General features: G+C 68.7%; 15 protein-coding genes and 1 tRNA gene. 5 read left to right on the forward strand and 11 right to left on the reverse strand.

Annotated elements, in window-relative coordinates; genetic code table 11:
• Positions 1 to 23: 23 nt before the first annotated feature.
• Positions 24 to 1,469, forward strand: coding sequence for a pyridoxal phosphate-dependent decarboxylase family protein (locus ACH41F_RS03465; protein WP_398832583.1), 1,446 nt, complete (start codon positions 24 to 26; stop codon positions 1,467 to 1,469).
• Positions 1,466 to 2,878: a lysine N(6)-hydroxylase/L-ornithine N(5)-oxygenase family protein gene (locus ACH41F_RS03470; protein ID WP_398832585.1), complete on the forward strand. Its 1,413-nt coding sequence runs from the start codon at positions 1,466 to 1,468 to the stop codon at positions 2,876 to 2,878. The genes ACH41F_RS03465 and ACH41F_RS03470 overlap by 4 nt, the downstream gene beginning before the upstream one ends.
• A gap of 61 nt (positions 2,879 to 2,939) precedes the next feature.
• Here ACH41F_RS03470 and ACH41F_RS03475 read toward each other — a convergent pair whose 3' ends face one another.
• Positions 2,940 to 4,751: a 5'-nucleotidase C-terminal domain-containing protein gene (locus tag ACH41F_RS03475; RefSeq protein WP_391230164.1), complete on the reverse strand. Its 1,812-nt coding sequence runs from the start codon at positions 4,749 to 4,751 to the stop codon at positions 2,940 to 2,942.
• 150 nt (positions 4,752 to 4,901) lie between these two features.
• Here ACH41F_RS03475 and ACH41F_RS03480 point away from each other — a divergent pair, with 150 nt between their 5' ends.
• The gene (locus tag ACH41F_RS03480) at positions 4,902 to 5,618 is read left to right on the forward strand and encodes an SIMPL domain-containing protein (protein WP_398832589.1); all 717 of its coding nucleotides are present in this window, start codon (positions 4,902 to 4,904) and stop codon (positions 5,616 to 5,618) included.
• Positions 5,619 to 5,798: 180 nt separating this feature from the next.
• A complete protein-coding gene (gene pyk, locus ACH41F_RS03485; protein ID WP_391230168.1) occupies positions 5,799 to 7,235 on the forward strand; it encodes a pyruvate kinase in 1,437 nt (478 codons plus the stop codon).
• Here the strand turns inward: pyk and ACH41F_RS03490 are convergent, their stop codons facing one another.
• Positions 7,236 to 7,994: a transcriptional regulator gene (locus tag ACH41F_RS03490; RefSeq protein WP_398832591.1), complete on the reverse strand. Its 759-nt coding sequence runs from the start codon at positions 7,992 to 7,994 to the stop codon at positions 7,236 to 7,238.
• Positions 7,995 to 8,100: 106 nt separating this feature from the next.
• Positions 8,101 to 8,173: transfer RNA gene (locus ACH41F_RS03495), tRNA-Leu, on the reverse strand.
• A gap of 103 nt (positions 8,174 to 8,276) precedes the next feature.
• Here ACH41F_RS03495 and ACH41F_RS03500 point away from each other — a divergent pair.
• Positions 8,277 to 8,933 (forward strand): response regulator, encoded by a 657-nt coding sequence (locus tag ACH41F_RS03500; protein WP_391230172.1) that lies wholly within the window; start codon positions 8,277 to 8,279, stop codon positions 8,931 to 8,933.
• 82 nt (positions 8,934 to 9,015) lie between these two features.
• Here ACH41F_RS03500 and ACH41F_RS03505 read toward each other — a convergent pair whose 3' ends face one another.
• The 8 genes from ACH41F_RS03505 to ACH41F_RS03540 form a co-directional block, all read right to left on the reverse strand.
• Positions 9,016 to 9,732 (reverse strand): ATP-binding cassette domain-containing protein, encoded by a 717-nt coding sequence (locus tag ACH41F_RS03505; RefSeq protein ID WP_391230174.1) that lies wholly within the window; start codon positions 9,730 to 9,732, stop codon positions 9,016 to 9,018.
• Complete coding sequence (locus tag ACH41F_RS03510) at positions 9,729 to 10,610, reverse strand: ATP-binding cassette domain-containing protein (protein ID WP_391230176.1); 882 nt, start codon at positions 10,608 to 10,610, stop codon at positions 9,729 to 9,731. Before ACH41F_RS03510 ends, ACH41F_RS03505 begins: the two co-directional genes overlap by 4 nt.
• A gap of 3 nt (positions 10,611 to 10,613) precedes the next feature.
• The gene (locus ACH41F_RS03515; RefSeq protein ID WP_391230178.1) at positions 10,614 to 12,437 is read right to left on the reverse strand and encodes a branched-chain amino acid ABC transporter permease; all 1,824 of its coding nucleotides are present in this window, start codon (positions 12,435 to 12,437) and stop codon (positions 10,614 to 10,616) included.
• 5 nt (positions 12,438 to 12,442) lie between these two features.
• Positions 12,443 to 13,375: a branched-chain amino acid ABC transporter permease gene (locus tag ACH41F_RS03520; RefSeq protein WP_398832595.1), complete on the reverse strand. Its 933-nt coding sequence runs from the start codon at positions 13,373 to 13,375 to the stop codon at positions 12,443 to 12,445.
• A 140-nt stretch (positions 13,376 to 13,515) separates the two neighbouring features.
• Positions 13,516 to 14,745, reverse strand: a complete 1,230-nt coding sequence (locus ACH41F_RS03525) for an ABC transporter substrate-binding protein (protein ID WP_391230182.1) — start codon at positions 14,743 to 14,745, stop codon at positions 13,516 to 13,518.
• 289 nt (positions 14,746 to 15,034) lie between these two features.
• Entirely contained in the window at positions 15,035 to 15,649 is a 615-nt protein-coding gene (locus tag ACH41F_RS03530; protein WP_398832597.1) for a Tat pathway signal sequence domain protein, read from the reverse strand.
• A 532-nt stretch (positions 15,650 to 16,181) separates the two neighbouring features.
• Complete coding sequence (locus ACH41F_RS03535) at positions 16,182 to 16,676, reverse strand: hotdog fold thioesterase (RefSeq protein ID WP_391230186.1); 495 nt, start codon at positions 16,674 to 16,676, stop codon at positions 16,182 to 16,184.
• A gap of 49 nt (positions 16,677 to 16,725) precedes the next feature.
• A complete protein-coding gene (locus tag ACH41F_RS03540) occupies positions 16,726 to 19,002 on the reverse strand; it encodes an FdhF/YdeP family oxidoreductase (protein ID WP_398832600.1) in 2,277 nt (758 codons plus the stop codon).
• Positions 19,003 to 19,044: the final 42 nt, after the last annotated feature.

The following is a 19,044-nucleotide window of genomic DNA, read 5'->3' on the forward strand; positions in this document are numbered from 1 at the left end:
GCAACCGCGTACAAGCTGGCACCATGCGCACCCCGCCACTGGCCTCAGGACCCGAAGGCCCCCGCGCCCTGCGCCCGTTGCTCACCACCGTCCTCGACGCACTCAGCGACGGCACACGAAAGCGCGGGGGCCCACTCCCGGCCGGCGGCCCCGAGACAGTCGCGGCACGAGTACGGGACGCGGTCGGCGACCTCCTCCCGGACGAAGGCGACCCGGAAGCCCTACGGCACCTGGTGCGGACCCTGGCGGAAGGCGCAGCAGACCCGGCAGACCCCCTGTGCGCCGCCCACCTGCACTGCCCACCCCTCGCCGTAGCGGCAGCGGCAGACCTCGCCGCATCCGTCCTCAACCCGTCCCTCGACTCCTGGGACCAGGCACCGGCAGCGTCAGAGCTGGAGAGACTGCTCACCCGGGTACTCGCGAACGAGGTCTACGGGCACCCACGCAGGGACGCGGGGCCGCATCGGCATGCGGCTCCTCCGCAGGGCGCGACAAGCCCCCACCGGCCCGCAGCCGACAACACGCCCGACGCCCTCGTCACCACGGGCGGCACCGAATCAAACCAACTGGCCCTGCTCCTGGCCCGAGAAGCCCTCGGCGCAGACGTCCGCCTGGTCTGCGGCACCAACGCCCACCACTCCCTGCCCCGCGCCACCTGGCTCCTCGGCACACCCCAACCGGTCCTCGTGCCCACCCCCGCAGGCACCCTCGACCCCGCCGCCCTGAACACCGCCCTCACCGACCACCCCGGCCCCCACCTCGTCGCCGCCACCGCGGGAACCACCGACGCCGGCCTCATCGACCCCCTCCCCGACATCGCCGCCGTCTGCCGCACCCACGGCGCCCGCCTCCACATCGACGCGGCCTACGGCGCAGGACTCCTCTTCAGCACCCGGCACCGGGACAAACTCACCGGCCTCGACACCGCCGACACCGTCACACTCGACCTGCACAAACTCGGCTGGCAACCCGCCGCCGCCGGAATCCTCGCCGTCCACGACGCCCGCGACCTCACCCCACTGCGGCAACGCGCCGACTACCTCAACGCCGACGACGACACCGACGCCGGCCTGCCCGACCTCCTCGGCCGCTCCCTGCGCACCACCCGCCGCCCCGACATCCTCAAGATCGCCGCCACCCTCCAGACCCTCGGACGCACAGGCCTCGGCCACCTGGTCGACCAAGTCTGCGCACGAGCCGCCGAGTTCGCCGACCTCGTCCACACCCACCCCGGCTTCGAACTCCACGACCGGCCCACCATCAGCACCGTCCTGTTCCGACCCGTCCACACCACCGACGACGACCTCGCCGCCACCCGCCGACACCTCCTCACCCACGGCCGCGCCGTCCTCGGCCGCGCCCGCCTCGACGGCCGGCTCTGGCTCAAAGCCACCCTCCTCAACCCCCACACCCGGCCCGACGACCTGGCCGCACTCCTGAAGACCGTGGAAGGAACCCCCCACCGATGACCCCCACCCCTCCCCACCACGAGCCCGACGCACCCCGCGACCTGGTCGGCATCGGCATCGGCCCCTTCAACCTCTCCCTCGCCGCCCTCGCCCACCCCCTCCCCGAACTCGACACCGTCTTCTACGAACAGCGCCCCGGCTTCGACTGGCACCCGGGCCTCCTCATCGACGGCGCCCGCATCCAAGTCCCCTTCCTCGCCGACCTGGTCACCCTCGTCGACCCCACCAGCCCCTGGACCTTCCTCAACTACCTCAAAAGCCGCGAGAGACTCTTCCCCTTCTACTTCGCCGAGCGCTTCCACATCCAACGCGCCGAATACGACGCCTACTGCCGCTGGGTCGCCGAGAACCTGCCCGGCCTCCACTTCGGACACCAGGTCGACGCCGTCCGCTGGAACCCCGAACGCGACCTGTTCGAAGTCGACTTCACCCAACTCGACCCCGACGGCGAAGCCGAGGCCCTCGGACGGACCTACACCCGCAACATCGTCCTCGGCGTAGGCACCGAGCCCCACCTCCCCGAACCCCTCAAACCCCTCGTCGAAGCCACCGGCGTACCCGTCATCCACGCCGCCGACTACCTCGCCCACCGCGACGCCTTCCAACGCGCCGAACACGTCACCGTCGTCGGCACCGGACAATCAGGCGCCGAGATCTTCCTCGACCTGCTGCGCACCCGCCCCCCGGGCCGCGAAGGCCTGCACTGGCTCGGCCGCACCGAGGCCTTCGCCCCCATGGAGTACTCCAAGCTCGGCCTCGAACACTTCACACCCGACTACGCGCACTACTTCCACGCCCTGCCCGAAGCCGAACGCGACCGGCTCGTCACCTCCCAATGGCAACTCCACAAAGGCATCGACGCCGACACCATCGCCGCCATCCACGACGAGCTCTACCAGCGCACCCTGCACGGCGGCTGGCCCGACGCCGTCCTCACCCCCGGCGTCCGCGTCCGCACCGCCGGCCGCGTCGCCACCACCAAGGTCGAACTCCACCTCGAACACATCGAGCAGAACACCCGCTCCCGCCTCACCACCGACGCCGTCATCCTCGCCACCGGCTACCGGGAACGCCCCCTCGACCGCATCCTCGCCGGCCTCGACCCCTACCTCCGCCGCGACAGCCGCGAACGCCCCCGCATCGACGAACAGTTCAGACTCGTCCTCGACCCCTCCGTCACCGGCACCCTCTACGTCCAGAACGCCGAACGCCACACCCACGGCGTCGGGACCCCCGACCTCGGCCTCGCCGCCTGGCGCAGCGCCACCATCCTCAACACCCTCACCCAGAAAGACCCGTACCCGCTGCCCCCGCGAACGGCCTTCACCACCTTCGGACTCGACCCGCGCCCCCAGATCCCCGCCGCCCGCCAAGCCCCCACGCTCACCCCCCTGACCGAAGGCCGCTGAACGCGCGCGACGCCGGCGCGAAAGTCCGCGCCGGCGCCGCATACGGAACGCTGCCGAAGCCTCAGAAGACCGGCGTCCCGTTGCGGGTGAGCCTCCAGTCCACCGACGCGAAGTCCGCCGGGTCCAGCACACCCTTCGCCGTCACCCACTCCGCGATCCGAGTACGGATCTCCGTCGACTCCGCCCACACCTCGGGCGCCGACGCCACATGCGGGAACGCGCCACCACCGTTGGCACGGTAGTTGTTCACCGCGAACACGAACTTCTGCGTCTCGTCCAACGCGGCACCGTTGTACGTCAGGTTCTTGATCCGCGAACCCGCCGCCTGCGCGATGTCGATCTCGTACGCCAGACCCGACACATAGTCGTAGTTGTAGTCCGGGCGGTTGTTCGCGTTCGTCAGCTTCTCCACGTCCACCGCGGCACCGGCCGGGGTCTGCACGAAATACTCCGCCGAATACTCCAGGTACGCCTTGAGCTGCGCACCCGTCATCACCTTCGCGACCAGCGTGTTGTCGTACACGTACAGGCTCGACAGGTCCCGGATCGTCACCTCGCCCGCCGGGATCTCCGAGGTGCGGGAGAACGGCGAAGCCTGCGCGATGACCGGCAGCGAGGCGTACTCGGTGCCCGCCAGAGCCGCCTTCACCACATCCTCCTGAACCTTCGTGATCAGGTCGATGATCGGAGCGTCCTTGTACCGCGCCTCGACCGTCGTCAGCGTCGCGGTGGCCGTACCGACGACCTGGTTCACATACTCCACGACGATGTCATGGTCGTCCCTCAGCAACTTGGTGATCTTCGGGTCGTCCGCGACCGTCCTGGAGTCACGCACCGTCGCCTTCACCGACTCCACCGTCCAACGCCCCTTGGCGAAGACCAGCTCGAAGTCGAACAACGACAACCGCTGCGCATAGCAGAGCGGCTCCGACAACACGACCGTCCTGCCCGTCTTGTCGTTGGTGACCAGCAGCTCCGCGATCTCGGTGTGCGCGTGACCGACCAGGATCGCGTCGATGCCCGGCACCTGCTGCGCGACCAGCGCCGCGGAGTTCTCGATGTATGGCAACTGGTCACCGTAGGAGGAGGTGCCAGAAGAACCCGAGTGCGCCGAGACGACCACCACGTCCGCACCCATCGACCGCAGCTTCGGCACCCACTTCGCCGCCTGCTCCTCCAGACCCGGGAACACCAGCTTGCCGTCGACATACGCCTTGTCCCAGATCGCGATACCCGGGTTGGTCAGACCAAGGACGGCGACCTTGACCGGCGGCAGACCCGGCGGACAGAACGTCTTCATGAAATAGGGCGGGAAGGCCGGCCTCAGCGTCTTGGCGTCCAACGCGTTCGCGCCCAGCAGCGGAAAGTCACACTGGTCCTCGAACTTCCGCAACGTCTCGATGCCGTAGTTGAACTCGTGATTGCCGAGCGCCACAGCGTCATAGCCGATCGCGTTCATCGCCGCCGCCATCGGGTGGACCGGGCCACCGGGAGCGGTGATCGGATCGACCTTCGCGTAGTAGTACGTCAGCGGCGTCCCCTGAATGGTGTCGCCCGCGTCGATGAGCAGCGTGTTGCGCCGGCCCTTCTCCGCACGGACCTGGTTCACCAGCGTCGAGACCCGGGCCAGCCCCTTGGCATTGCCCTTGGCGTCCGTGTACTCCGCGTCCTTGAAATAGTCCCAGTTGAAGATGTTGCCGTGCAGGTCCGTGGTCCCCATCACCGTCAGGGAGTACCGCTTCGCCGGCTTCGGCCGCTTCACACCCGACGCCTCCGCGGCCTCGGCAGCAGGAGCCCCCACGGCACCAGCCAGCGCGACACCCGCCCCGGTCACGGCGGACTTCTCCAGGAACTTCCTGCGGTTCAACGGCATGTCTTGATCTCCTCCAGGAACGGCCAATGACGCGCGTAGATTCTGACCCGGCCACCCCGAGCGGCAACACCCCCTCCAGGTTTCGATCTGGTGACCCAACCTGTGACATCCGCCGCCACCCACCGGCCAAGCAGTGACACAGTGGGTCGTATGACCACACCCACCACCGACAACCCCCACCCCCACCAGCCCTACGGCACCCCCGACGCACCCCGCATCGCCGTCCGCGGCGAAGCGCAACTCGAAGTCGACCCCGAGATCGCCCGCCTCGGCATCAGCGTCACCGCCCGCGGCAAAGACCGCCGCACCGCCCTCGACGACCTCACCCGCCGCAACGCCACCGTCCTCGACCTGATCAAGTCCTACGGCGACGCCGTCGATCGACTCGAAACCGGCACCTTCTCCCTCACCCCCCAACTCAAGGACAAAGGCCGCGGCGAACGCGTCCACGCCTACCACGGCCACGTACACATCACCGCCGAACTCACCGACTTCACCACCCTCGGCGAACTCGCCACCCGCCTCGCCGACCTCGAACTCACCCACGTCGACGGCCCCTCATGGGCCCTGCGTCCCGACTCCCCAGCCCACCGCCAAGCCCGCCAGCAGGCAGTGAAAGAAGCCGTCCAACGCGCCCGGGAGTACGCGGAAGCACTCGGCACCACCCTGGCCGCCCTCGTGGAACTCGCCGACATCGGCGCCGAGAACACCCAACCCCTCGCCCCCACCGGCAGCAGACGCATGCGCTCCATGTCCTACGCCGCCGACGAGGACACCGCCGCCGCCCCCCTCGACCTCGAACCCCAGCGCCAGCACGTCCACGCCCAGGTCAACGCCCGCTTCACCATGGCCCCGCCACAACTGTGACCGCACACAGACGCGAACCCGAGTGCACGCCCGAATTCCTGCCCGAATTCACGAACGGGAACGCTCATCGGAGCACCCCGCCGCACAATTCAACACTTGTCAAAAGCCTTTCACCCAAAGGTTGTTGAGTAGTCACCCCACGCCAAATCCCTACCCGCCGGTAAGGCCTAGGCTCGCACCATGCGCCGAGCAAAGATCGTCTGCACCCTGGGCCCCGCCACCCACTCGTACGACCAGATCAAGGCACTGGTCGAGGCCGGAATGGACGTAGCCCGCTTCAACCTCAGCCACGGCTCCTACGCCGAACACGAGGAGCGCTACCAGCGCGTCCGCAAGGCCGCCGACGAGACCGGCCACAGCGTCGGCACCCTCGCCGACCTTCAGGGCCCGAAGATCCGACTCGGCCGCTTCACCGAAGGACCCGTACTCCTTGAACGCGGCGACACCTTCACCATCACCGTGGAAGAAGACGCCGAAGGCGACCAACGCCAATGCGGCACCACCTACACCGGACTCGCCACCGACGTGACCACCGGCGAACGCATCCTCGTCGACGACGGCAAAGTCTGCCTCGAGGTCACCGCCGTCGACGGACCCCGAGTCCACACCACCGTCATCGAAGGCGGCATGGTCTCCGACAACAAAGGCCTCAACCTCCCCGGCGTAGCCGTATCCGTGCCGGCCCTGTCCGAAAAGGACGAAGCGGACCTGCGCTGGGCCCTGCGCACCGGCTTCGACGTGATCGCCCTGTCCTTCGTACGCAGCGGCCGCGACATCGAGGACGTCCACCGCATCATGGACGAGGAAGGCCGCCGCCTCCCCGTCATCGCCAAAGTGGAAAAACCCCAGGCCGTCGACGCCATCGACGACATCGTCGACGCCTTCGACGGCATCATGGTCGCCCGCGGCGACCTCGGCGTCGAAATGCCCCTCGAACAAGTCCCGATCGTCCAGAAGCGCGCGATCAAACTCGCCAAACGCAACGCCAAACCCGTCATCGTCGCGACCCAGATGCTCGACTCGATGATCGACAACTCCCGCCCGACCAGAGCCGAGGCCAGCGACGTCGCCAACGCCGTCATCGACGGCACGGACGCGGTCATGCTCTCCGGCGAGACCAGCGTCGGCAAATACGCGATCGAGACGGTACGGACCATGGCGAGGATCGTCACGGCCGCCGAGGAAGACATCCTCGCCAAGGGCCTCCCGCCCCTGACCGAACGCAACAAACCCCGCACCCAGGGCGGCGCGGTCGCCCGAGCCGCCGCGGAGATGGGCGACTTCCTCGGCGCGAAGTTCCTGGTCGCCTTCACCCAGTCCGGAGACACCGTGCGCCGCCTGTCCCGCTACCGCTCCCCGATCCCGCTGCTCGCCTTCACCCCCGAACCGGCGATTCGGTCCCAGCTCAGCCTGACGTGGGGCGTGGAGACGTTCCTGGGCCCCCAGGTCGACTCCACGGACGCGATGGTCGACCAGGTGGACGAGCTGCTGCTCAAGTACGGCCGCTGCGAGAAGGGCGACGTGGTCGTGATCACGGCCGGCTCACCCCCCGGGGTCTCCGGGACGACGAACCTCGTCCGGGTCCACCACATCGGCGAGGACGACAGTCCCAAGTAGTCAGTGTTTCGGGCCTACGTGGATGTCCATGAGGGCGACGGAGGCTTTGCGGGCGATGGAGATGTTGAGAGGGTCGCTGCCGCGAGCGAGGCTGGTCCATTCGACGCCGACCAGGTCGAGCGTGTTGGTGAAGAGCTTCCTGATGTCGTCGGACTTGTTGGTGAAGAAGTACCGGGGGTATTCATAGCGCTTGCGCTCACCGGCGACCATGCGGGTCGTCCAGTTGGTGATGCGGCAGCCGTCGGAGTGGATGAGGCCGCGGATGAACTCCCAGGGGTGGGCGTCGACGATTTCCTGTTGCCAGGGTTCGAGGGCGATGAGGCGCTCGTGCTTCTTGCCGGGGCCGTGTTGAGGGAAGAGGTGGGGCCAGTGTGGGTAGTACCCGACTACCGACACGTAGCCCTGAGCCTGCACGCGGTATGCGTTGCCTGAGGGGTTGACCGAGCGCATCGCGGCTGCGCAGGCGTCAATCAGCCCTGGCCATGAGTCTGCGCACGCGATACGCAGATAGTGGCCAGACCCCCGAGGGTGGGCACTGATACAGCCGTCGCCGAGATAGAGACCCAGTAGGTAGGAGTACGAGACCTCGTCGGTGGGTGGTCCGGGCGGTGGAACCGTCATGCGGGGCAGGGGTTCCAGCCGGACCTGCCAGGAGCGAACCGCTGCACGCGAGATGCCGGTCTCTCGGCTAACCGAGTTGAGGCTTCGGCCCTGTGCAACCAGCGCGAGTGCTCGCTTGCGTGTGCTGAGGTCGCACATGTGGACACCATGCGAGGCTGATCGCGGCAACACGCAGCAAAAAACGGATGTTCACGAGAACGTGCCCATCCGCTTCGAAATTGCGACCTTGGAATCAAAAGAAAAGTACCCCGGGTCGGATTCGAACCGACGCTGGATGGTGTTTGAGACCATTGCCTCTACCGCTGGGCTACCGGGGCGCCCTGTAAAACAAAGGTCGACGGTCACCCGCCGTGTCCCCACCTTACCGCAGCTAGGTACGCTCTTGTGAGCAGTACCCCCGCCCCTGAACGAGGAGCCCCCGTGACCGCCCCCGAGTCGCCCCAGCCCGTAGACGCGCCCGACGACGACAAGTCGCACGTGCCTCCGCTGACGACCCGTGTCGTCATCGCCGAGGACGAGGCGCTGATCCGCCTCGACCTCAAGGAGATGCTGGAGGAGGAGGGCTACAGCGTCGTCGGTGAGGCCGGTGACGGTGAGCAGGCCATCGAGCTGGCCCGTGAGCACAAGCCGGACCTGGTCATCCTCGATGTGAAGATGCCCAAGATGGACGGCATCTCCGCGGCCGAGAAGATCGCCGAGGAGCGCATCGCCCCGGTCCTGATGCTCACCGCTTTCTCGCAGCGCGACCTGGTCGAGCGGGCCCGGGACGCCGGTGCCATGGCGTATCTCGTCAAGCCCTTCAGCAAGAGCGACGTCGTTCCGGCGATCGAGATGGCCGTGTCCCGGTTCACCGAGCTGAAGGAGTTGGAGGCGGAGGTCGCTGACCTGACTCTGCGTCTGGAGACTCGCAAGCTGGTCGACCGGGCGAAGTCGATTCTGCAGACCGAGTACGGGCTGACGGAGCCGGCCGCGTTCCGTTGGATCCAGAAGACGTCGATGGACCGGCGTATGTCGATGCAGCAGGTCGCTGAGGCCGTGATTCAGGATGCCGAGGAGAAGAAGGCGTCCAAGGGCTGACCCGGAGCGGGACAGAGCGAGACGGAGCGAGGCCCGCGTCCCCGGCAGGGGGACGCGGGCCTCGTCGTGTCGCCGTGAGGTGCTAGTCCTCGCCGAGGTAGGCCTTGCGGACCGACTCGTCGTGCAGCAGGTGCTGCCCGGTGCCGGACAGCACGATCTTGCCGATCTCCATGACGTGGCCGTGGTCGGCCAGGGAGAGGGCCGCCTGGGCGTTCTGCTCGACGAGCAGGATCGTGGTGCCCTGGGACTTCAGTTCGGCGATCGTCGCCATGATCTTCTGCATCATGATCGGGGACAGACCCATGGACGGCTCGTCCAGCATCAGCAGCTTCGGCTGTGACATGAGCGCGCGGCCCATGGCCAGCATCTGCTGTTCACCGCCCGAGAGGGTGCCGGCGGCCTGCTTGCGGCGCTCTCCCAGGATCGGGAAGAGGTCGTAGGCGCGCTGGATGTCCTTCTCGATGCCCTGCCTGTCGTTGCGGAGGAACGCTCCGAGTCGCAGGTTGTCCTCGATCGTCATGCGGGGGAAGATGTGCCGGCCCTCGGGGGAGTGGGCGAGGCCGAGCGAGACGATCTGGTGGGCGGGGGTCTTCTTCAGTGACTTGCCGTCGAACTTGATCTGGCCGCCGACGGGCTTGAGCAGGCCCGACAGGGTGCGCAGGGTCGTGGTCTTGCCGGCGCCGTTGGTGCCGATGAGGGTGACGACTTCGCCGGCCTCGACCTTGAACGAGATGCCCTTGACGGCCTCGATCTTGCCGTAGGCGACTCGGAGGTCCTCGACTTCGAGCAGTGCGGTCATCGGTCGTTCTCCTTGCCGGGCGCGGCGTCCGAGGAGGCGTTGGCCTCCGCCGTCTCGACTTCTGCGGCTTCTTCGTCGCCGGGGGCGTTCTCGAAGGGCTCGCCGAGGTAGGCCGCGACGACGCGTTCGTCGCCCTGGACGGTGGCGCTGTCGCCTTCGACGAGTTTTTCGCCCTGGACCAGGACGGCGACGCGGTCGCAGAGGTTGAAGATGAACCGCATGTCGTGCTCGATGACGAGGACGGCGATGCCCTTGTCGCGGATGGCGAAGACGAGTTCCTCGGTTGCCCGTGTCTCTTGCGGGTTCATGCCGGCTGTGGGCTCGTCGAGCAGCAGCAGGCCCGGCTCGCTGGCGAGGGCGCGTGCGATTTCGAGCTTGCGCTGTTCGCCGTAGGGGAGGTTGCGGGAGAGGTGTTCGGCTTTGTGGGCGAGGCCCACGAAGTCGAGGAGTTCCATGGCGCGTTCGCGTGAGGCGCGTTCGGCTTTGTGGAAGCCGGGGCCGCGTAGGAGTGCGGACCAGAGGCCTTCTTTGGTGCGGGTGTGGCGGCCGACGAGGACGTTTTCCAGGACCGTCATGTTGGCGAACAGGCGGATGTTCTGGAAGGTGCGGGCGATGCCGGCGGCGGTGACCTTGAAGGACTTCGGCGGCAGGACGGTGCCCTTGTAGCGGACTTCGCCCTCGGTGGGGATGTAGAGGCCGGTGAGGCAGTTGAAGAAGGTGGTCTTGCCGGCGCCGTTGGGTCCGATGAGTCCGACGATCTCGCCGCTGTTGACGGTGAGGTCGACGTTGCGGACGGCGGTGAGGCCGCCGAAGCGCATGGTGACGCCGCGGGCGTCGAGGACGGTCGTCCCGGTGAGGGTGGTGGTGTCGGTGGTCATGTGTCAGGCCCCTGTCTTGCCGAGGACTGCGGGCGCTGCGGCCTCTTCGTGGAATTCGAGCTGGCGGCGCCGGTTGGGGATGAGGCCCTCGGGGCGGAATCGCATCAGCAGGACGAGCGCGAGTCCGAAGGCGAAGAGTTGGTAGTCGCCGAGGAACTGGAGCTTGGCCGGGATCAGGTAGAGCAGGGCGGCGCCGACGAGGGGGCCGGCGATGGTGCCCATGCCGCCGAGGACGACTGCGGCGAGGAGGAAGGCCGAGTTGGGTGGTACGACGTGGGCGAACTGGTATTGCTCGGGTGTCACGGTGTAGGTGACGTGGGCCTGTACGGCGCCGGCGAGGCCGGCGAGGGAGGCGCCGAGGGCGAAGGCGATGAGTTTGACGCGGAAGCCGTTGATGCCCATGGCGAGTGCGGCGGTCTCGTCTTCGCGGATGGCGATCCAGGCGCGGCCGATGCGGGAGTCGCTGCTGCGCTGGAAGACGACCACGACGACGAGCGTGATGAGCAGCATCAGCAGGAAGTAGTTGGCGAAGCGCGCGATGGTGAACCCGAGGATGGTGTGTTCGGCGCCGAAGTCGAAGCCGAGGATGTTGAGGTTCGGGATGGAGGAGATGCCGTTGGAGCCGTTGGTGATGTCGGGTCCGGAGGTGCCGTCCATGTTGAGGACGGTGATGCGGAAGATCTCTCCGAAGCCGAGGGTGACGATGGCGAGGTAGTCGCCGCGCAGTCGGAGGGTGGGGGCGCCGATGAGGACGCCGAAGACCATGGCGACTGCGGCGCCGAGGATGGCGGAGAGCCAGAACGGCAGGTGGACGTCGAAGGGTGAGGAGGGGGAGCCGGAGACCATGGCCGCGGTGTAGGCGCCGACGCCGAGGAAGGCGACGTATCCGAGGTCGAGGAGGCCGGCGAGGCCGACGACGATGTTGAGGCCGAGGGCGACGGTGGCGAAGATCAGGATGTAGACGCCGATGGTCGCGTACTGGTCGTCGGACTGGGTGAAGGGGAAGAGTGCGGCGGCGATGAAGGCGCCGAACATGGTGATGGTGCGGTGTTTGCCGGTGATGGCCGAGACCCGGGCCACGAGCCCGGCCTTGGCGAGGGCGGCGAAGCCGAAGCCGACGGTGATGAGGAAGCCGACGAAGAGTTCGTCGTATTCGGTGCCGATGCCGTAGGTGAAGACGGTCAGGCCGACGGCCATGGCGGCGACGATGACGAGGATCTCGGCGTAGGCGGGGAGTTCGCGTGCCTTGGTGGGGGTTCCGGAGGCGACGGCGGACTTGAAGATGGTCCAGTTGTGGCGTGCCTTGTGCCGGAACTGCTCCCATCCGGTGTCGTCGGGGTCGGTGGGTTCGGGCTCGGGGCGTTCGAAGGGCAGTGCGTAGGCGCCGAGGACGGCGGCGAGGGTGACGATCGCGGCGATCCAGCCGCCGGGTTCGAGGTTGACGACGCCGCCGAGCTGGACGCTGATCGCGATGACGGTGTACCAGGCGGTGGCGAAGGTGCCGAGCGCGGCGAGTTTGATGGCGCTGTCGGCTCCTGCGGGGGTGAGCCAGCGCAGGCCCTTGACGCGGTAGGAGGCGAGGCCGAGGAGGGTGGTGAGGGCGCCGCCGATGAGGACGAGGACCTGGAGGCCGCCGGGGTAGCCGGTGACGGTGAGGTCGCCGGGGAATTCGCTGGTCCAGGTCCAGGCGAGGAAGGTGGAGATGATGGCGAGGATGCCGCCGCCGGTGGCGAGGGCGCGGCCGATGTTCTCCGGGATGCCGATGAGGCCGGTGGGCTCGCTCTTCTTGATCGGCGTGCCGGGGGTTTCGGTGGTCTGTGTGGTCATCGGTGTCACGCCCTGTCAGCGACGCGCTCGCCGAGCAGGCCTTGTGGCCTGACGAGGAGTACGAGGATGAGGAGTACGAAGGCCCAGACGTTGGCCCAGGACTGGCCGCCGAGGAGGTCGAAGCCGGGCACGTCGGCGATGTAGGCGGTGGCCATGGTTTCGGCGAGGCCGAGGACGAGGCCGCCGAGCATGGCGCCGTAGATGTTGCCGATGCCGCCGAGGACGGCTGCGGTGAAGGCCTTGAGGCCGAGGATGAAGCCCATGCGGAACTGGACCTGGCCGTATTTGAGGCCGTAGGCGACGGCTCCGACGGCGGCGAAGAGGGCGCCGAGGGCGAAGGCGACCACGATGATGCGGTCGGTGTTGATGCCCATGAGCTTGGCGGTGTCGGGGTCCTGGGCGGTGGCCTGCATGCCTCGGCCGGTGCGGGTCTTCATGACGAAGTAGGCGAGGATCGCCATGCTGATGGGGGCGGCGATGAGCAGGAAGACGTCGCCGGTCTGGATGGTGACGCTGCCGATCTCGAAGGGGCCGCCGTCGATCTCGGGGAAGTTGATGGATTCCTTGGCCCCGGGGTACCAGGCCCACACCGCCTGCTGGAGGGCGAGGGAGAGGCCGATGGCGGTGATGAGGGGTGCGAGGCGTGGGGCGGTGCGCAGGGGTCGGTAGGCGAACCGTTCCGCCCCTACGGCGACGACGACTGCGGCCATGATGGCTCCGAGGAGCATCAGGGGCAGTGCGATCCACATGGTGGTGCCGTCGGGCAGTACGTAGAGGTAGACCGTGAGGGCGCCGAACCCTCCGATCATGAAGATCTCGCCGTGGGCGAAGTTGATGAGCTGGACGATGCCGTAGACCATTGTGTAGCCGATGGCGACGAGCCCGTACATGGCTCCTAGTAGCAGGCCGTTGACCAGCTGCTGCGGCAGTTCGTTCACCGCATGTCCTCCGAGACTTCGGATGTTCGACGGATGTGTGGCCGGGTGTGTGGCCGAGTTGAGGCCGGATGCGAGTCCGCGCGGGGCGCCAGTGGAACAGCGCCCCGCGCGGCTCGTTCAGGTGGTGCTGCGGGTCTCTATCAGCCGGTGTAGGTGCCGGACTTCACGGCCTTCCAGGCACCGTTCTCGACCGCGTACACGGTGAGCTGCTTGTTGGTGGCGTCACCGTACTCGTCGAAGGAGACCTTGCCGGTCACACCGTCGAACGACACGTTCTGGACGGCGGCGGTGATCTTCGCGCGGGCGTCCGAGGGGAGCTTGCCGTCGTTGTCCTCGACGACCTTCTTCACGGCGAGGATGATCGCCCAGGCGGCGTCGTAGGAGTAACCGCCGTAGGCCGCGTACTCCTGCTTGTAGCCGGCCGCCTTGTAGTCGGCGACGAACTGCTTGGCGGAGTCGAGCTCCTCGACCGGGGCACCGACGGAGGTGGCGAGGTCACCGGTGCTGCCCGCGCCGCCCAGCTCGATGAAGGTCGGGTCGTAGATGCCGTCGCCGCCGACGAGCGGGATCTTGGCGCCGGAGGCCTTGATCTGCTTGCTCAGCGGGCCGGCCTGCGGGTATTCGCCGCCGTAGTAGACGACGTCGGCGCCGGAGTTCTTGACCTTGGTGGCGACCGCGGAGAAGTCCTTGGTGTCCGGGTCGATGTGGTCGGTGCCGACGACCTTGCCGCCGAGCTTCTTGAACTCCGCGGTGAAGGTGGCGGCCAGGCCGGCGCCGTAGGTCTTCTTGTCGTCGATGACGAAGACCTTCTTCTTCTTGGCGTCGTTGAAGACGTACTGCGCGGCGAACGGACCCTGGATGGCGTCCGTGGTCGCGGTGCGGAAGTACGACTTGTACGTCCGGACCTTCTCCTTCTGCCAGTTGACGCCCTGGGTGAGCGCCGGACCGGTGTTGGCCGGGGAGATCTGGACGAGCTTGGCGTCGTCGAAGACCTTCTGCATCGACTCGGCGACGGAGGAGTTCAGGGGGCCGACGGCGCCCAGAACGGCCTTGTCGCTGACGAGCTGGACGGCGTTGGACTGGCCCGAGGAGGGCTGCGCCTGGTCGTCGAGGGCCTTGATCTCGAAGGTGACGCCGTCCACGAGCTTCTGCTTGTTGGCGTTCTTCGCGGCGAGGTCGACGGAGTTCTTGATGCCCTGACCGAGGGCGGAGAGGTCACCCGTCAGAGGGGCGTCGACGCCGATGACGACCTTGGTGCCCCCACCGGAGTCCGAGTCACCGCTGTCGCCGTCGCGCGAACCGCAGGCGGTGAGGGTGAGTGCTCCCGCCGCCAGCGCGGCGGTGATGGTGATGAGCGAACGTTGACGCACGATTCGTCCTTTCACTGGCGCGGCGCTCCCGCCTGGAAGCGGCCGAGTCGCTGCGCGGGTCCTGACGTGACAATCCGGTGGCGCGGTGACTGGCCGTGACTCTAAGCGTGTGCGGGGATCGTGGAGGAGGGTCTGGCCGAGGCTGTGACGCTCTTGTTATGACACGTCGTAATGCAGAGCGGTACTGAGTGGGTGGAACCGCGGAATTCAGGCGGATTCGCCCGGTCCACATTGTGAGAATCCGCAGGACCCGACCAGGGTCGTTCAGGTGTCTCGGCTGTTTTGGTAATTACCGGAAATCGTTGCTACAGGCGACTTGTAGGGCCTGGGAAAGCTGCTGCGCATAGCGCTGCCCGAGGATGAAACTATGAACTTCTATTGCGCGCGTATTACGTAGAGTTACGTCGAGGAAGGGGAGTCCGGCGTTCCATGGCACTTTCCGGCATTGCGTCACCCGCATCGTGACGATGATCTTGCGGCTCGATCCGGCACCGGTCCGGAAGGGTGCCGCCGGGCTCGATCGCACGGACAGGCCGGCGTACGGCTGGGAGATCCGGGTCACGCCGACCGGGGGTCCGGCCAGGACGCTCAGCTCCACCCCGAAGCGGAAACTCCGCTCCGGCGCACCCTCGGGCCCGGGCTCCCAGCCCAGATAGCGCAGGTCGGTGACCTGGGAGGGGTACGGCGGCGGAAGCGGCGCCGGCGGCCGGGGGCGCGTGGCGTACAGAGTGCCGCCGCCCCCGAGGAGGACGGCGCCCGCGAGGGCGGCCGCGACGGCACGCCGGTGCCGCTCGTAGAACGCGCCCACGCGCCCTCGGCGGCGGCGCGTGACGGGCGGGGCGGCGTCGAGGACGTCCCACGCGTGCGTGCCCTCCCCGGGCTCTACGGGGCCCACGCCGCTCATGCCGGGGTCCGGACGTCGCGGGCCTGGTGGGCGGCGCGTGGAGGGTGCCAGGAGGGCTCGGAGGCGGCCCGTGGAGGGCGTGGGGCGGAGGACTGGCCGGTCGGGCGCGGAAGGGGGCTGGAGGGCTCGCAGGCGGCGCGTGGAGGGCGGCTGGGGGGCTCGGCGGCGGCGCGTGGCGGCGGGCCTGTGCGGGCGGTCGGGCAGGCAGCCTGTGTGGGGCGGGTGCGGGTGGCCGTGCAGGCTCGTGCGGGTCGGGCGTCGGTGGTCGCGCGGGCCCGAGTGGGGAGTGTGCCGGCGGTCGCGCAGGCCCGTGCGGGTCGTATGCCGGTGGCCGTGCAGGGCCGTGTGGACCGTGTGCCGGTGGCCGTGCAGGCTGCCCGTGCGGGTCGTGTGGCGATGGCCGTGCGGGCCCGCGCGGGTCGTGTGCCGGTGGGCGGACGGACCGCCCCGCCCCGGAGTGCCGGGGCTCCTCCCGTTCCCATGCCTCGACGCTAGGCCGTGGGGGAGGGGGCGGGCCAGGGGGGCGTCCGCGTCAGCCGGTCGTCGTCGCCGTGACGTGGGCGGCGTCGCCGGGGTTCACGTCCCGCAGCAGGCAGGTCAGCCGGGCGGTGCACACCCGCCGCCCCTCCTCGTCGCTGATCACGATCTCGTACGTCGCCGTGGAGCGCCCCCGGTGCACGGGCGTGGCCACGCCGGTCACCAGCCCGGAGCGCGCCCCGCGGTGGTGCGTGCAGTTGAGGTCCACGCCGACGGCGATCTTGGAGGAGCCGCCGTGCAGCATCGAGCCGACCGAGCCGAGCGTCTCGGCCAGGACGGCGGAGGCGCCGCCGTGCAGCAGCCCGTACGGCTGGGTGTTGCCCTCCACCGGCATCGTCCCGACGACACGGTCCGCCGACGCCTCCACGATCTCCACGCCCATGCGGGTGCCGAGGTGTCCCGCGGAGAACAGCGCCGGCAGGTCGACACCGAGGGCGGCGTACTCGTCGATGACCTCTTGCGGGAACTTCGCGTGCTTCTGCTCGCCCATGGGGCCCGGCTCCGTTTCGTCGACATCGCTCACTCGGCTGAGCAAACGCTCAGTCGGTCGCCGATTGTTCCAGACGCACCACGACGGACTTGCTGGCCGGGGTGTTGCTGGTGTCGGCGGTGGCGTCCAGCGGCACCAGCACGTTGGTCTCCGGGTAGTACGCGGCCGCGCAGCCCCGCGCGGTCGGGTAGTGCACGACCCGGAAGCCGGGCGCCCGGCGCTCCACGCCGTCCTTCCACTCGCCGACGAGGTCCACGTAACAGCCGTCGGCGAGGCTCAGCTCACGGGCGTCGTCGGGGTTGACCAGGACCACCCGGCGGCCGCCCCGGATGCCGCGGTAACGGTCGTCCAGGCCGTAGATCGTGGTGTTGTACTGGTCGTGCGAGCGCAGCGTCTGGAGCAGGAGGCGGCCCTCGGGCAGTCGCGGGTACTCCACGGGCGCCGCGGTGAAGTTGGCCTTGCCGGTGGCCGTCGGGAAGCGGCGTTCGTCGCGCGGGGCGTGCGGGAGGGTGAAGCCGCCGGGGCGGGCCACGCGCGCGTTGAAGTCCTCGAAGCCGGGGACCACGCGCGCGATGCGGTCGCGGATCGTGGCGTAGTCCTTCTCGAACTCCTCCCACGGCGGGCGGGAGCCGGGGCCCAGCACGCGCCGCGCGAGCCGGGCCACGATCGCCGGCTCGGACAGCAGCTGCGGGCTCGCGGGCTCCAGACGCCCCCGGGAGGCGTGCACCATGCCCATCGAGTCCTCGACGGTCACGAACTGCTCGCCGCCGCCCTGTACATCGCGCTCGGTGCGGCCGAGGGTCGGCAGGATCAGGGCGCGCGCGCCCGTGACAACGTGGGAGCGGTTGAGTTTCGTCGACACGTGCACGGTGAGCCGGGCCCGCCGCATGGCCGCCTCGGTGACCTCGGTGTCGGGTGAGGCGGAGACGAAGTTGCCGCCCATGGCGAAGAACACCTTCGCCTCGCCGTCGCGCAGCGCCTCGATGGCCCGTACGACGTCGTAGCCGTGCCGCCGGGGCGGTGCGAAGCCGAACTCCTTCTCCAGCGCGTCCAGGAAGGCCGGCGCGGGGCGCTCGAAGATGCCCATCGTGCGGTCGCCCTGCACGTTGGAGTGGCCGCGGACCGGGCACACGCCCGCGCCCGGGCGGCCGATGTTGCCGCGCAGCAGAAGGAAGTTGACCACCTCGCGGATGGTCGGCACGGAGTGCTTGTGCTGGGTCAGGCCCATCGCCCAGCACACGATGGTGCGTTCGGAGGCGAGGACCATGGCGAGCGCCTGCTCGATCTCCGCGCGGGTCAGTCCCGTCGCGGCGAGCGTCTCGTCCCAGTCGGCCGCGCGGGCAGCCTCGGCGAACTCCTCGAAGCCGTGGGTGTGTTCGTCGACGAAGGCCTGGTCGACGGCGCCCTTGTCGAGGATCAGCTTGTTCAGGAGGCGGAAGAGCGCCTGGTCGCCGCCGATCCGGATCTGCAGGAACAGGTCGTTCAGGGCTGTGCCCTTGAGCATGCCCTGGGCGGTCTGCGGGTCCTTGAAGCGCTCCAGGCCCGCCTCGGGCAGCGGGTTGACGCTGATGATCTTCGCGCCGTTCGCCTTGGCCCGGTCCAGGGCGGAGAGCATCCGCGGGTGGTTGGTGCCGGGGTTCTGGCCGGCGACGATGATCAGGTCGGCCCGGTGGAGGTCCTCCAGCAGCACGCTGCCCTTGCCGATGCCGATGGTCTCCGACAGGGCCGAGCCGGAGGACTCGTGGCACATGTTGGAGCAGTCCGGCAGGTTGTTGGTGCCCAGCTCCCGCGCGAACAGCTGGTAGAGGAAGGCGGCTTCGTTGCTGGTGCGGCCGGAGGTGTAGAAGACGGCCTCGTCGGGGGAGCCGAGGGCGGCGATCTCCTCGGCGACGATGTCGAAGGCGCGCTCCCAGGTCACCGGCTCGTAGTGCGTGCCCCCCTCGGGGAGGTACACGGGATGGGTGAGCCGCCCCTGCTGCCCCAGCCAGTAGCCGCTCCGCCCCGCGAGGTCCGCGACCGGGTGCGCGGCGAAGAACTCGGGGGTGACCCGGCGCAGGGTGGCCTCCTCGGCGACCGCCTTCGCGCCGTTCTCGCAGAACTCCGCCGTGTGCCGGTGCTCCGGCTCCGGCCAGGCACAGCCCGGGCAGTCGAAGCCGTCCTTCTGGTTGACCCGCAGCAGGGTCAGGGCGCTGCGCCTGACCCCCATCTGCCGCTGGGTGACCCGCAGCGTGTGCCCGATCGCGGGCAGCCCCGCCGCCGCGTGCTTCGGCTCGGCGACCTGCGGAGCGTCCTGAACCGGATCACCCTTGGGCGGCTTCGTGGCCATCGGACCGTCTCCTTCGCACACGCATGTGAGGTACCTCTCCGA

The organism is Streptomyces sp. NPDC020489 (genome assembly GCF_044386545.1).
Lineage (GTDB): Bacteria > Actinomycetota > Actinomycetes > Streptomycetales > Streptomycetaceae > Streptomyces.

What these genes read in the sequence shown, in the direction of transcription:
- ACH41F_RS03540 (WP_398832600.1), bottom strand. Translation starts at nt 19,002, where the DNA reads ATGGCCACGAAGCCGCCCAAGGGTGATCCGGTTCAGGACGCTCCGCAG.
- ACH41F_RS03490 (WP_398832591.1), bottom strand. Translation starts at nt 7,994, where the DNA reads ATGTGCGACCTCAGCACACGCAAGCGAGCACTCGCGCTGGTTGCACAG.
- pyk (WP_391230168.1), top strand. Translation starts at nt 5,799, where the DNA reads ATGCGCCGAGCAAAGATCGTCTGCACCCTGGGCCCCGCCACCCACTCG.
- ACH41F_RS03515 (WP_391230178.1), bottom strand. Translation starts at nt 12,437, where the DNA reads ATGACCACACAGACCACCGAAACCCCCGGCACGCCGATCAAGAAGAGC.
- ACH41F_RS03535 (WP_391230186.1), bottom strand. Translation starts at nt 16,676, where the DNA reads ATGGGCGAGCAGAAGCACGCGAAGTTCCCGCAAGAGGTCATCGACGAG.
- ACH41F_RS03510 (WP_391230176.1), bottom strand. Translation starts at nt 10,610, where the DNA reads ATGACCACCGACACCACCACCCTCACCGGGACGACCGTCCTCGACGCC.
- ACH41F_RS03465 (WP_398832583.1), top strand. Translation starts at nt 24, where the DNA reads ATGCGCACCCCGCCACTGGCCTCAGGACCCGAAGGCCCCCGCGCCCTG.
- ACH41F_RS03475 (WP_391230164.1), bottom strand. Translation starts at nt 4,751, where the DNA reads ATGCCGTTGAACCGCAGGAAGTTCCTGGAGAAGTCCGCCGTGACCGGG.
- ACH41F_RS03505 (WP_391230174.1), bottom strand. Translation starts at nt 9,732, where the DNA reads ATGACCGCACTGCTCGAAGTCGAGGACCTCCGAGTCGCCTACGGCAAG.
- ACH41F_RS03530 (WP_398832597.1), bottom strand. Translation starts at nt 15,649, where the DNA reads ATGAGCGGCGTGGGCCCCGTAGAGCCCGGGGAGGGCACGCACGCGTGG.
- ACH41F_RS03480 (WP_398832589.1), top strand. Translation starts at nt 4,902, where the DNA reads ATGACCACACCCACCACCGACAACCCCCACCCCCACCAGCCCTACGGC.
- ACH41F_RS03470 (WP_398832585.1), top strand. Translation starts at nt 1,466, where the DNA reads ATGACCCCCACCCCTCCCCACCACGAGCCCGACGCACCCCGCGACCTG.